The following is a 13,387-nucleotide window of genomic DNA, read 5'->3' as shown; positions in this document are numbered from 1 at the left end:
TACAGCGCAGCTTTTCAGCCCGCGCGAGCGCTCCAGACGAGCCTTCGAGGCCCAGCAGGACCGGACGGGATTGCGTCCTCTTAAACGCGATTCGCGCCAGGCAAGACTCCCATTGGGCCAAGCCCTAACTAAAACAGGATTACTCATGTCCTTTGCTTCCCTCGGTCTCTCCGAGGCTTTAGTCCGCGCCATCGAGGCAGCGGGCTATACCGAGCCTACTCCGGTGCAACAGCGGGCCATTCCCGCCGTGTTGCAAGGTCGCGACCTGATGGTTGCGGCACAGACAGGTACTGGTAAAACCGGCGGCTTCGCCCTTCCGATTCTGGAACGGTTGTTTCCCAACGGTCACCCGGACAAATCCCAGCGTCACGGCCCACGCCAACCGCGCGTACTGGTCCTGACCCCAACCCGCGAACTCGCGGCCCAGGTGCACGAGAGCTTCAAGGTCTATGCCCGTGACCTGAAATTCGTCAGCGCCTGCATCTTCGGCGGCGTCGGCATGAACCCACAGGTTCAGGCCATGTCCCGCGGTGTTGACGTGCTGGTAGCCTGCCCAGGTCGCCTGCTCGACCTCGCCGGCCAAGGCAGTGTCGACCTGTCCCACGTGGAAATCCTCGTGCTGGACGAAGCCGACCGCATGCTCGACATGGGCTTCGTCCATGACGTGAAAAAGGTCCTCGCTCGTCTGCCGAGCAAACGCCAGAACCTGCTGTTCTCGGCGACGTTCTCCAAAGACATCACCGACCTCGCCGGCAAGCTGCTGCATAACCCGGAACGCATCGAAGTCACGCCGCCGAACACCACGGTCGAGCGGATCGAACAGCGCGTATTCCGCCTGGCCGCCAGCCACAAGCGTTCGTTGCTCGCGCACCTGATCACCGCTGGCGCCTGGGAACAGGTACTGGTGTTCACCCGCACCAAGCACGGCGCCAACCGTCTGGCCGAGTACCTGGACAAACACGGCCTCACCGCCGTCGCTATCCACGGCAACAAGAGCCAGAACGCCCGCACCAAAGCCCTGGCCGACTTCAAGGCCGGTGAAGTGCGCATCCTGGTCGCCACCGATATCGCCGCTCGCGGCCTGGACATCGACCAGTTGCCCCACGTGGTCAACTTCGAACTGCCGAACGTCGACGAAGATTACGTGCACCGTATCGGTCGTACCGGCCGTGCCGGGCGCTCGGGCGAGGCGATCTCGCTGGTTGCTCCGGACGAAGAAAAACTGCTGAAAAGCATCGAGCGCATGACCAAGCAGAAGATTGCCGACGGCAACCTGATGGGCTTCGACTCCAGCGCCGTGGAAGCCGAGAAACCTGAAGTTCGCGAGCGTCCGGATGTGCGTAACCCGCGCAACCCACGTGGCCCGCGCGGCGACGGTCCGAACGGCAGCGGTGGTGGCGGCGGTCGTAAAGACAAAGGCAAGGACAAGGGCGGCAAGGAAAAACCTGCCGCCACTGGCCGTGGTGATCGCCCTGCCCGTGAACACAAGCCTCGCGAGGGCACCCCGGCCCGTGAGCAACAGCGCCCGGCACCTCGCGCCGCCGCTGACCGTGCTCCGGACGAGTTCCTGGACGACGATGTCGATAACTTCGGTAACCGCGTCGATTACGTGCCTCAAGCCAAACCGGCTCAGGGCCGTGGTCGCCGCCCGGGCGCACCGGCACAAGGCGCAGGCGCAAGTGCTCCGCGCACCGGCCAGACACAAGGTCGCCAGAACGGTCCGCGCAGCAGCAGCGGCGCAACCACCGGCACTCCGCCGGCCAAGCGCAGCGGCCCACGCAACGGTGCTCCACGTGACGGCCAGGCCCGTCGTGAAGAGTCCCGCAACCGCCGCCCGGCCCGTGACGAGCAGCCTCGTTCGGAACCGGCCGTGCAGAACCCGCGGGGCCCGGCACCGAAGATCATTCACAAGGAGTCGAAAAGCGATCGCTTCCCGACACCTGAGCAGCTTGATCAACTCCCAGGCCGTCCACGCGGCGAAAAACCAGCCTTGCTGACCCGCAATCGCTGATTTATCGCTGATATGAAAAATGCCCCGGATCGCAAGATCCGGGGCATTTTTTTGGGCGCTGCAAACTGCTTTTGTAGGAGCTGGCGAAGCCTGCGATCTTTTGATCTTGCTCTTATCAGCGGTGATCCTGAAAAGATCGCAGCCTGCGGCAGCTCCTACGTCTCAGCATTACTTCGCTTTCACACCTTCAAACGTAACGTACAGCTCGACCGCGTCGGACGCTGGGCCCAGGTCTTTCTGTTTGCCGAAATCGGAACGCTTGATGCTGGTGGTGCCTTCGAAGCCGGCACGGTAGCCGCCCCATGGATCCTTGCCTTCACCCAGGAAGGTGGCCTTGACCACGATTGGCTTGGTCACACCAGCCAGAGTCAGGTTACCGGTTACGTCGGCAGTGTCTTTGCCAGCGGCGTTTTTGCCGGTGGATTTGACGCTGGTGGAAACGAACTTGGCGTCGGCGAATTTGCCCACGTTCAGGAAGTCACCGCTGGCGATGTGCTTGTCACGTTCGGCGTGGTTGGTGAACACGCTGGCGGTGCGCACATTGAACTCGATCTTGCTGTCTTCCGGCTTGGCAGCGTCAAAGCTGAACTTGCCGTCGATGTCCTTGAAGGTACCGGTGATGTAGCTGTAACCCAAGTGGCTGATCTTGAAGTCAACGAAGGCGTGCTGGCCTTCTTTGTCGACAACGTAATCAGCCGCCATCACGTTAGCGGACAGCAGAGCAGAACCGATTGCCAGAGCGGCGAGCGTCTTTTTCAACATGCTTTCTATTCCTTTGGAGTCGAGGTTGAACATCAGGCTTTGCGTCCCAGCATTCGCGTCAGGGTCGCATCACGATCGATAAAGTGGTGTTTCAATGCTGCCAACGCATGGAGGCCGGAAAAAATTACCAGCGCCCAAGCCAGGTACAAATGGATCACACCAGCGGTGTCTGCCTGGTCCGGTAGTCCGGAAACCAGTGCAGGAACTTCAAACAGGCCAAACACCGGGATCCCGACACCGTCTGCGGTGGAAATCAGGTAACCGGCAATCATCACAGCGAACAGCCCGAGATAGAGGAAGGCATGGCCGAACACGGCGCCAAGACGCGTCATGCGGCTATAACTTTGCAGGGGCGGTGGAGGTGGGCTGATGAAGCGCCACAACATCCGTAGCAACATGACTGCGAACAACACCAGGCCAATGCTCTTGTGCAGATCCGGCGCATCTTTACGCCAGGAGCTGTAGTAGTCGAGACCGACCATCCACAGCCCTAATGCGAACAGGCCAAAGACCGCGAGCGCCACACCCCAGTGCATAAAGATGCTGACCCAACCGTAGCGGGAAGAAGAGTTACGTAGCTGCATTGCCCAAATCCTGTAAGAACTGCGCCCAAGACTATCGAGTTATCTATCGATTTAAAGCGGAAAATTTCGCTCTGAAATATCGAAAAATACGATCAAGACCTTGGGGTCAAGATATTAAGAGAGTGTTAACCAGAAGAAAAAACCTACAAACGTTGTCCCATACTCGCTTTCAAAAGGTCTTTACCACTCGTCAGAACTGTCATATCTGACAGTAGCCACTATTACAGGTCATTGATGAACCTGATCTCGGGCGATTGTCCGAGCGTCTGAACAGGAGTTCTACCATGAGTCACCATTCGAGTTCATCCCCCGTAATTACGCGCAACCTATCCAATTCAATACCCGTAGGGGAAGGACCGCGAGGGATAGCCATCAACGACGATGGATCGCGGGTTTTTGTTTGCAATTACATTTCAGGCAATGTGTCAGTCATCGACACCCTAAACAAAAAGGTAATCCGCACCATTGCCGTCGAGCGTTACCCCCAAAGCATCGCTCTTGGCCATCGGGGTAAAAGGGCTTACGTGACCAACTACGGTTCAAGTTCAGTGTCGGTTATTGATACTGAAACATACGCGGTGGGTCACGTTAAGGTGGGAAGACACCCTTGGGGAATCGTCGTAAGCCGAGACGGGAAACATGTTTACGTCACCGTTCGACAAGATAAAGAGTGGCTGGCAATTATCGACACCCGCACTTATGCGGTGAGCAGAGTGCGAGGGTTACCCTCTCCCTCTATAAGTGTGGATATCAGCCAGGACGATTCGCGTCTTTATATTTCCAGCACCAACTCCCCTGGTGGCCCTTATCAGGACGCGCTCACCGTCATCAGCAGCAAGACCTTCAAAGTCATCAGTATCATCAAAACCGAACAATATCCGTCAGCGGTTACCGTCAGCCCCGATGGCGGAAAAGTGTATATCGTGGGTATGGATGCTCGAAAACTGACCGTGCTGGACACCCGGTCATCGATCGTCAGGCATTTCGATTTTGTGACGTGCGAAGGGAAAGTAGTATTCGGAGAAAGAAACGCTTATGCCGTGGATCAAACCAGAAAAGAGGTCGTGGAAGTTAGTACCGACACCTATGAGATTGTTCGCCGGGTTCCAATCCCTAGCGCTTTTGAACCGTATGACATGGTTCTTGATAAACACAACCACGCCTATATCAGCGACTACCAAAAAGACGAAGTACATAGTGTCGATCTAGCTTAGCGTCCTTAGCGTCAAAGCAAAATCAGCAGCGGCATACGCAAGACATAAAAAAAAGCGCGGCATCACTGCCGCGCTTTTTTTATTCCAGGACTTACTGCGTCTTGGTTTCAGTCGCCACCGGGGTCTTCGCAGCAGTACTGACCGCTGGTTTCTTCACCGGCTCAGTCTTCTTCACCGTCGCCTTGACCGGAGCTTTTTTGGCCTCGGTTTTGGCAGCAGGCTTCTTCACTGGCGCTTTGGCTGGTGCTTTCTTGGCAGGCTCTGCTTTCACCGGTGCCGCAGGCTTCGGCGCCTCAACCGGTGCTGGCGCTGGAGTCGGCGCAGGTGCTGGGGCGGGCGTCGGAGCAACCGGTGCCACGGGTGCTGGCGCCTTGGCCGGTTCCGGTTTGTCGTCAGAACCACCGAACAGGTTGGTGAAGAAGTTGCCTTTCTTCGCCGCCACTGCACCGGCCGCTACTGCGGTCGCCGCCGGAACAACTTTCGCCGGTTCAAACGACTTGCCTGCCGCCAGGTCTTCTACCTGACTGGCTGCACGCTGACCGGTGCGCAATGCGCCTTCCAGAGTGCCTGGGTACAAGGTATCGGTGTGTTCGCCAGCAAAGGCTACACGTTGCAGCGGACGCTCCCACAGACGCCAGTACTTGCTGATCTGGCCCGGGCCGAAGGCCAGGTAAGCGCCACCCATCGACGGGTCGGTGCTGTAGCGACGGATTTCATAACCGGTGAACGAACCGCGTGCCTGTGGATAAAAGGCGTGCATACGAATCAGTACCTGATCGACCATCTGCTTGTCGCCGAAGGCCTGCATCACGCGCGCGTTGTCGCCGGACAGGTTGATCACCACGTTGGCGCCGCCTTTCAGGGCCGGCTCGACCCACAACATGCCCAGGCCGGTGTTGCTGTAGATCTCGCCGGACATGCGCGCCTTGCTTTCCCACACCGGCGTCTTGAACTTCAGCATGATCTGGTCACGCCAGCCGTAGTTTGTGCCTTTGATGGCGCCCAGGTGCTGGGCATCCAGCGCCGGGGTCATCTGGATCTTGTTCAGTGCACGCAATGGCACGGCCAGCACAACGTAGTCCGCCTGATAGCCAACACTGCCGACTTTGACGGTCACGCCGTCCTTGTCCTGAGTAATGGCCGAAACCGGGGAGCTGGTCTTGATGGTTTTCAGTTGCTTGACGAAAGCCTGGGCCAGCACCGGGCTGCCGCCAGGCAGACGCGAGGCGCGCAGGTCACGGTCGGCAACGCCACGGTAGACACGGCTCTGTTGTGCGAAGTACAGCAGCGACAGGCGCGAAGGTTCGTCATAGCGGGTACGAATCTGCTGATTCACCAACTGACGCGCAGTGGCCGGCAGACTCAAGCGATCAAGCCAGTTGGATACGTTGATCTGGTCCAGGGCGAACAGCGTGCTGTTGGCGGCCGGGTTCTGCGGGTCTTCGATCGAACGCGCCAGATCATCCAAAGTCTTTTCGTAGCGTTTCAGCGCTTCGGCGGTGGCCGGCTGTTTAGTCGCCAGATCGGCGGCGGTGAAGTATTCACCGTCGATCAGGTAGCTCGGGGTCCGCACGAATTCAGGGGCTGGCGTGGTGGTCAGCTTGAACGTCGAGACGTACTTGTTCAGCACCGGTTGGGTCTTGTCGTTGCCGATCCACTCACTCGTGGCCATGCCGGAGCGACCGCCCAAAGTCGGTTTGGCTTCCAGCAGGGTGACCTGCCAGCCTTTGTTCTGCAGTTCGTACGCCGCGGTGAGGCCCGAAAGCCCGCCGCCGACTACGATCACCGTTTTATCCTTGGCCAGCGCCGAAACGCTGAACAGCCCCAACATCACCAGCGCACAGGCGCGCAGCCAACCAGCAGACATTCAGCGAACTCCGGAAATACACGAGGAAATAGCGGTTTTACGAGTCAGACGACTCAAAGAACCGCGAAGAATACGTCAGCCATCAAAACGCCGCCAGCGACGTCTATCTCCTTATACAAAGTAGCTCAATCGACACAATGGGTTGTCCCGATGACGCGCATTGCATAGGCTTGCGCGATTGTTTGCCCGCGCACCCAGCGAGCCGCCTCGAGGAGACTGAACATGGGCCTGAATAATCAGTGGATGCAACGCGATCTCGCGGTGTTGTGGCATCCCTGCACCCAGATGAAAGACCACGAACAGCTGCCACTGATCCCGATCAAGCGCGGCGAAGGCGTCTGGCTGGAAGACTTCGAAGGCAAACGCTATCTCGACGCGGTCAGCTCCTGGTGGGTCAACGTGTTCGGTCATGCCAACCCGCGGATCAACCAGCGCATCAAGGATCAGGTCGATCAGCTGGAACACGTGATCCTCGCCGGTTTCAGCCATCAGCCGGTGATCGAACTGTCGGAGCGTCTGGTGAAGATGACGCCCGAAGGCCTGACCCGGTGCTTCTACGCCGATAACGGTTCGTCGTGCATCGAAGTCGCGCTGAAAATGAGCTTTCACTACTGGCTCAATCGCGGCCAGCCGAACAAGAAACGCTTCGTCACCCTCACCAACGGTTACCACGGCGAGACCATGGCGGCGATGGCGGTGGGCGACGTGCCGCTGTTCACCGAAACCTACAAAGCCCTGCTGATGGACACCATCAAGGTGCCGAGCCCCGATTGCTACCTGCGCCCCGAGGGCATGAGCTGGGAAGAACACTCGCGCAATATGTTCGCCGCCATGGAGCAGACGCTGGCCGACAACCACGACACCGTCGCTGCCGTGATTCTGGAGCCGCTGATTCAAGGCGCCGGAGGCATGCGCATGTATCACCCGGTGTACCTCAAGTTGCTGCGCGACGCCTGTGATCGTTATGGCGTGCACCTGATCCACGATGAAATCGCCGTCGGCTTCGGTCGCACCGGAACGATGTTCGCCTGTGAACAGGCCGGCATCCGCCCGGACTTCCTCTGTCTGTCCAAAGCCCTGACCGGCGGCTATCTGCCGTTGGCGGCCTGCCTGACCACCGATGAGGTCTACAGCGCTTTCTACGACGACTACCCGACCCTGCGCGCCTTCCTGCATTCACACAGCTACACCGGCAATCCGCTGGCGTGCGCGGCGGCATTGGCGACGCTGGACATCTTCGAAGAAGACAACGTCATCGAGAACAACAAGGCCCTGGCCCAGCGCATGGCTTCCTCCACCGCGCACCTAACCGATCACCCGAACGTTGCCGAAGTGCGCCAGACCGGCATGGTGCTGGCCATCGAGATGGTCAAGGACAAGGCGAGCAAGACCGCTTACCCGTGGCAGGAACGTCGCGGTTTGAAGGTGTTCCAGCATGCGCTGGAGCGTGGTGCTTTACTGCGGCCGTTGGGTAGCGTGGTGTATTTCCTGCCGCCGTACGTGATTACCCCGGAGCAGATCGATTTTCTGGCCGAAGTGGCCAGCGAAGGCATCGACATCGCGACCCGTGACAGCATCAGCGTGGCAGTGCCGAAGGACTTTCACCCGGGCTACCGTGATCCGGGCTGATTGACTTCACCTAAGCTTCAGCGGTGACCGGACTACCGTCATCGCGGGCAAGCCCTAATGCCAGTCAGTTAAGCGAATGAACCGCTTTTCGTAGGAGCCAGGCTTGCCGGCGAAGGCGCTCTTAAGGACGCCTTCGCCGGCAAGCCTGGCTCCTACAGGTCCGATTTACCCTTAACTGACTGGCATTAGGGCAAGCCCGCTCCCACAGGATCGGCGCAAAACCTGTGGGAGCGGGCTTGCCCGCGATGGGGCCGCCAGACTTCCACACTTTTACAGAGACCATTGATGAGACTGTCCCGCTTCTTTATCGACGCCCCCTTGAGCATCGGCGAACACGAGCTTCCCGAGGCCCAGGCCCATTACATCAGCCGCGTGCTGCGCATGGCCGAGGGTGATGCGGTGCAATTGTTCGACGGCTCGGGCCATGAGTTTCGCGGCACGTTGGCGGAAGTCGGCAAGAAGCGCGTCGTGGTAAACATCGATGAAAGCTTCGCCGGGCAAGTCGAGTCATCGCTTGCGGTCCATCTCGGCCAGGGTTTGTCCCGTGGCGAGCGGATGGACTGGGCGATTCAGAAAGCCACCGAACTGGGCGTCAGCGAAATCACCCCGATCTTCACTGACCGCTGCGAAGTCCGCCTCAAGGACGAGCGCGCCGACAAACGCCTGATGCACTGGCGTCAGGTGGCGATCAGCGCCTGCGAGCAATGCGGGCGCTCATCGGTGCCGGTGATTCATCCGCCGCTGCTGTTGGCCGATTGGCTGAAGCAGACGCAGGCCGAATTGAAACTGGTGCTGCACCCGGTGGCCGAGCCGCTGGTGAGCCATGCGAAACCGGCGACGCTGGCGTTTCTGATCGGCCCGGAAGGCGGGTTGTCCGACGCTGAAGTCGAGCAGGCCAAGACTGGCGGTTTTCACGCCGCCCGCCTCGGCCCTCGCGTGCTGCGTACCGAAACCGCGCCGGTGGTGGCGTTGGCGGTAGCCCAGCAGTTGTGGGGCGACTTCTAGGGCCTCTTCGCGAGCAAGCCCGCTCCCACACTTGATCTGTGTCGTTCAGAGATCAAATGTGGGAGCGGGCTTGCTCGCGAAGGCCGGCGACGCGATCTACAAGACACAAAACAGAATCTGATCGTTCAGGCACTACTGCACCGGATCACTCACCGGTTTGGCGATAATCGCTTTCAACTCGCTGGTCATCGGAAACTCAAGGTTCAAACCTTTAGGCGGAATCGGCTGCTGGAACCAGCGGTTGTAGATGCCGTTGATTTCCCCTGATCTGTACAAATCGGCAAGCGTCGAATTCACCAACTCGAGAAATTGCGGATCGCCCTTGCGCACCATGCAGCTGTAGATTTCCCGCGATTGCTCCTCGCCCACCACGACCCACTTATGCGGATCGCGCGCCTTGGCCCGTTCGCCGTAGAGCAGCGCGTCATCCATATAAAACGCCGCTGCCCGCCCCGACTGCAGCATCTGGAATGCTTCGCCGTGATCCTTGGCGCTGATCACGAACATATCGATCTTGTGATCGACGTTGTAGCTCTTCAGAAACCGCTCATTGGTGGTGCCGGCGGTGGTCACAACGTTCTTGCCGCGCAGGTCGGCGAAGCGCTTGATGCCGCTGTCCTTCGCCGTGAGCAACTGCCCCTTCACGTAGATGAATCCATAGGAAAACGCCACTTGCTGCATGCGCTCGGCGGTCACACCGGTGGAGCCGCATTCAAGGTCAACCGTGCCGTTCTGCACCAGCGGAATGCGTGTTTGCGAGGTCACCAGGTTGTACTTCACCTGCAGATCCGGCAGCTCGAGTTTTTGCTTGATGCGCTCGACAATCTTGCTCGCCAGGTCCACCGAATAGCCCATCGGCTGCCCCGTGTGATCCCCCACGTAAGAGAACGGCACCGACGCGTCGCGATAACCCAGCGTGATGCTCTTGGCATTGGCGACCTTGTTCAGCGTGCCCGTCAGCGGCGCTTCATTGGCCTGGACCTGACTGGCGAACAGCAGGCCGAGGGTGCAGCCGATCAACGTGATTTTTTGCATTGTTATTCTCCGTTGTGGGTAAGTGCGATTAGCGGCGGGCGGCGATCACGGTGATTTCCACCAGGACCTCTGGACGGGCCAGTTGCGCCTGCAATGTGGTGCGGGTCGGTGCCTTGTCCGGTGACAGCCATTGTGACCAGACCTCGTTCATGGCGGCGAAATCGCGGCCAATGTCACTCAGGTAAATGGTCGCGCTGAGCAAGTGATCCTTGTCGCTGCCAGCCTCGGCCAGCAACCCGTCGATTTTCGCCAGGACCTCCGCGGTCTGGCCGGCGGCGTCGCGGCTGTCACCCGGCACCTGTCCCGATAAAAACACCAGCTCGCCAAAGGTCACGGCGCCAGAGAGTCGGCTGTTGCTGTTGAAACGCTTGATGCTCATCGGTTCTTCCTTTTCCAGTCAGGCGACGCGGGGTGCGAGGCCCTGCATTTCGATTGAGGGTGCGCGCCGGGCAATCAACTCACTCAGCAGCCGAGCGCTACCGCAGGCCAACGTAAAGCCCAAGGCGCCATGACCGAGGTTGAGCCAGAGGTTGCGGTACGCCGTAGCACCAATCAACGGCACGCCGCTGGGAGTGGCCGGGCGCATGCCGGCCCACGCGATGGCTGCGTCGTAATCGCCGGCATTGGGCAAGGTTTCCTGCGCCTGGCGTTTGATCAGCGCCAGACGCTTGGGATCGAGTGCCGGGTCGAAGCCGACAATGTCGACCATCGCCGCTACGCGCAGTTGTGCACCGATGCGGGCGTAAACGATCTTGCGGTTGTAATCAGTAATGCTCAGTTCTGGCGCGTGATGTTCGGTGCGGATCGGCAGGGTCAGGCTGTAGCCCTTGAGCGGGTACAGCGGCAGGTTCATGCCCGGCAACGCCAATGCCGGGCTGCGATGACCGGCAGCGATCACCAGTTGCTCGACCGGCAATACCTGCACGCCCATTTCGATGGCCTGCACCGCGCCGTCCCCGTGGCGAATGCCGGTGACCGTGCGGCCCGGCAAAAACTCGCAACGCCCCGACGCCTTGAGCCGGGCCACCAGTTGCTGGCAGAACGCATGGCAATCGGCGACTTCTTCATCGGGCGTGTAGATCGCGCCCACAAACGGCGCCTCGGCGAGTGCCGGCTCCAGCTGTGCGCACTCGGCCCGGGACAACACCTGTTGCTGTCGCGGATCAGCCAGCCCTTGACGCGCATGCTCGAAGCTTGCGGCTTCACGAAACGTCACCAGTTTGCCGTTGCGCCGCCAGTCGAAACCGTCGAGGCGGTCTTCGTCGCGCCAGCCTTGCAGCGTGGCCTGGCTCAGCAGCGCCAGGCGCAGCAGATGTGCGCCGTTGCGCTGATTCACCGAACGCCGGCAGGCCGCCAGAAAGGCCGCCATCCAGCGCCATTGCGCCGGGTCCATGCGCGGACGCAGCTTCAAGGGCGAGTCGCCGCGCAACATCCAGCCCAGCGCCTGCAACGGTACGCCGGCGTCGGCCAGTGGCGCGACATAGCGGTAGGACAACTGGCCGCCATTGGCGAAACTGGTTTCGCTGGCAAACGAATCCCGGGCCTCGATCAGCGTCACGTCGATGCCGTCGCGAACCAGTGCGTAAGCCGTTGTCAGCCCGATGACGCCGCCACCGATGATGCAAACCCGCTGAGCCATGTCTGTCCTTAAGCGTTGTTGGAACGTGCTTCAGGTTAGGACCAGGTGACAGCCGTTGAACAATGCATAAAGATGGCTGACCCATAAACAAAGGTTATGGACTTGCCATGCGACTGCGACACATCGAGATTTTTCAGGCTATTCGCCAGACCGGTTCGGTCAGTGGCGCCGCCCAGTTGCTGCACGTGTCGCAGCCGGCGGTGAGCAAAGTGCTGCAACACGCCGAACAGCAACTGGGCTTTGCGTTATTCCTGCGGGTGCGCGGCAAATTGCAGCCGACGCCCGAAGCCCTGGAGCTTGAGCGCGAAGTCGACAAGGTCACCGAAAGCCTGCAAGGCGTGCGACGTCTGGCCCAGAGCCTGCGTCGCGAGCCGGGCCACAGCGTACGGATTGGCGCGATCCCGGCGCTGGCCTTGTCGCTGCTGCCGCCGGCGATCAACGAATGGACGCAACGCTATCCGGAAATTACCTGCGAACTGTCCAGCGCCCACAGCCGCGAGCTGATGCAGAACCTGTTGATGCGCGAAGTGGATGTCGCCCTGACGTTGCAACTGCCCGATCATCCGGGCCTGAAGGCGCAGGCCCTGGCCTGTGGGATGCTGGTGGCGCTGGCGCCGAAGGGCTTTTGGGCCGACGACACTCACGGTAAACCGCTACCGCTGATTGAACTGGCCGGTACGCCGCTGATCGGCTTGTCCAGCGCCGACCCGCTGGCCGCCAGACTCGACAGCTACCTTGAGGCAGTCAATCCGCCGCCAAAGGTACGCATCGCGGTGCAGACCTACTCGCTGGCGCGGGCAATGGTTGAATCCGGTGCCGGGTTGGCGGTTATCGACCCGTTCACCGCGCTCGGCGCGTCTCCCGCTACCACGGCGATTCGCCCCCTGGCGCCGGCGCTACCGATCACCCTGTACGCAGTGACCCGCGCCGACGAACCGCCGCCGCATACCTTGGGCAATTTGCTGCAGGTGTTCAGCCGACGGGCGCAGGCGCAATTGGATCGTTTGATCCCGTAGCAGCCTCAAAGGACATAAAACAAGATCGCCACAAAGTGCAGCAAGCTCCCGGCAATCACAAACAAATGCCAGACCCCGTGGGCATGGCGCAAACGGCTGTCCAGCGCAAAAAAGACAATCCCCACGGTGTACAACACCCCGCCCGACGCCAGCCAGGTAAAGCCGACGGGCCCCAACGCCGCCAGTAACGGCTTGACCGCCACCAGCACGATCCAGCCCATCACCGCGTAGATCACGATCGACAGAATCCGCGCTTCCGAGCGGGGTTTGATCTCTTGCAGGATGCCGATCAGCGCCAGCCCCCAGACAATCCCGAACAACGTCCAGCCCCACGGCCCGCGCAGGGTCACCAGGCAGAACGGCGTGTAACTGCCGGCAATCAGCAAGTAGATCGAAAAGTGATCGACCTTCTGCATGATCGCTTTCTTGCGCCCGCGCACGCTGTGGTAAACGGTCGACGCGCTGTAGAGCACCAGCAAGGTGAACGCGTAAATCGCCACGCTGACAATCTTCCATGGACTGCCGTCCATACTGGCGATAACCAGCAGCCACACGCCCCCGACAAACGCCGCCACCGCCCCGACCAAGTGCGTCCAGGCGTTCAATCTTTCCCCGTGATACATGT

The 13,387-nt window shown here is 60.1% G+C and carries 12 protein-coding genes; 5 read left to right on the top strand and 7 right to left on the bottom strand.

What is annotated here, in order from left to right; all coding sequences use genetic code 11:
- The first annotated feature begins 145 nt into the window (after window positions 1-145).
- Entirely contained in the window at window positions 146-2,011 is a 1,866-nt protein-coding gene (locus TU81_RS19905; RefSeq protein WP_038981027.1) for a DEAD/DEAH box helicase, read from the top strand.
- Between the two features lie 168 nt (window positions 2,012-2,179).
- On the opposite strand, the gene TU81_RS19900 is transcribed toward TU81_RS19905, so the two are convergent.
- Window positions 2,180-2,773: a YceI family protein gene (locus TU81_RS19900; RefSeq protein ID WP_038981025.1), complete on the bottom strand. Its 594-nt coding sequence runs from the start codon at window positions 2,771-2,773 to the stop codon at window positions 2,180-2,182.
- 32 nt (window positions 2,774-2,805) lie between these two features.
- Entirely contained in the window at window positions 2,806-3,357 is a 552-nt protein-coding gene (locus TU81_RS19895; protein WP_038981023.1) for a cytochrome b, read from the bottom strand.
- A gap of 284 nt (window positions 3,358-3,641) precedes the next feature.
- Between TU81_RS19895 and TU81_RS19890 the strand changes: the two genes are divergently transcribed.
- Entirely contained in the window at window positions 3,642-4,571 is a 930-nt protein-coding gene (locus tag TU81_RS19890; RefSeq protein WP_038981021.1) for a YncE family protein, read from the top strand.
- A gap of 91 nt (window positions 4,572-4,662) precedes the next feature.
- On the opposite strand, the gene TU81_RS19885 is transcribed toward TU81_RS19890, so the two are convergent.
- Entirely contained in the window at window positions 4,663-6,438 is a 1,776-nt protein-coding gene (locus tag TU81_RS19885; protein WP_048396357.1) for a flavin monoamine oxidase family protein, read from the bottom strand.
- A gap of 222 nt (window positions 6,439-6,660) precedes the next feature.
- Between TU81_RS19885 and TU81_RS19880 the strand changes: the two genes are divergently transcribed.
- Window positions 6,661-8,067, top strand: a complete 1,407-nt coding sequence (locus TU81_RS19880; protein ID WP_048396356.1) for an adenosylmethionine--8-amino-7-oxononanoate transaminase — start codon at window positions 6,661-6,663, stop codon at window positions 8,065-8,067.
- A 285-nt stretch (window positions 8,068-8,352) separates the two neighbouring features.
- Complete coding sequence (locus tag TU81_RS19875) at window positions 8,353-9,072, top strand: 16S rRNA (uracil(1498)-N(3))-methyltransferase (RefSeq protein ID WP_038981015.1); 720 nt, start codon at window positions 8,353-8,355, stop codon at window positions 9,070-9,072.
- A gap of 132 nt (window positions 9,073-9,204) precedes the next feature.
- Here TU81_RS19875 and TU81_RS19870 read toward each other — a convergent pair whose 3' ends face one another.
- From TU81_RS19870 to TU81_RS19860, 3 genes are read right to left on the bottom strand one after another with little or no spacing between them, the layout of a single operon-like run.
- Window positions 9,205-10,107, bottom strand: coding sequence for a transporter substrate-binding domain-containing protein (locus TU81_RS19870; protein WP_048396355.1), 903 nt, complete (start codon window positions 10,105-10,107; stop codon window positions 9,205-9,207).
- 28 nt (window positions 10,108-10,135) lie between these two features.
- Entirely contained in the window at window positions 10,136-10,486 is a 351-nt protein-coding gene (locus TU81_RS19865; RefSeq protein ID WP_038981012.1) for a RidA family protein, read from the bottom strand.
- An 18-nt stretch (window positions 10,487-10,504) separates the two neighbouring features.
- Entirely contained in the window at window positions 10,505-11,746 is a 1,242-nt protein-coding gene (locus TU81_RS19860) for a D-amino acid dehydrogenase (RefSeq protein WP_048396354.1), read from the bottom strand.
- A gap of 107 nt (window positions 11,747-11,853) precedes the next feature.
- Here TU81_RS19860 and TU81_RS19855 point away from each other — a divergent pair, with 107 nt between their 5' ends.
- Window positions 11,854-12,762 carry a LysR family transcriptional regulator gene (locus tag TU81_RS19855; protein WP_048396353.1) on the top strand — a complete coding sequence of 303 codons (909 nt, stop codon included), beginning with the start codon at window positions 11,854-11,856 and terminating at the stop codon, window positions 12,760-12,762.
- Window positions 12,763-12,767: 5 nt separating this feature from the next.
- Here the strand turns inward: TU81_RS19855 and trhA are convergent, their stop codons facing one another.
- On the bottom strand, window positions 12,768-13,385 hold the full coding sequence (trhA, locus tag TU81_RS19850; RefSeq protein WP_038981005.1) for a PAQR family membrane homeostasis protein TrhA: 618 nt from the start codon (window positions 13,383-13,385) through the stop codon (window positions 12,768-12,770).
- Window positions 13,386-13,387: the final 2 nt, after the last annotated feature.

This window comes from Pseudomonas lini (genome assembly GCF_001042905.1).
Taxonomy (GTDB): Bacteria; Pseudomonadota; Gammaproteobacteria; order Pseudomonadales; family Pseudomonadaceae; genus Aquipseudomonas; species Aquipseudomonas lini.
The sequence above is the reverse complement of the archived record's forward strand: the minus strand, read 5'-3'. Positions and strand labels throughout refer to the sequence as shown.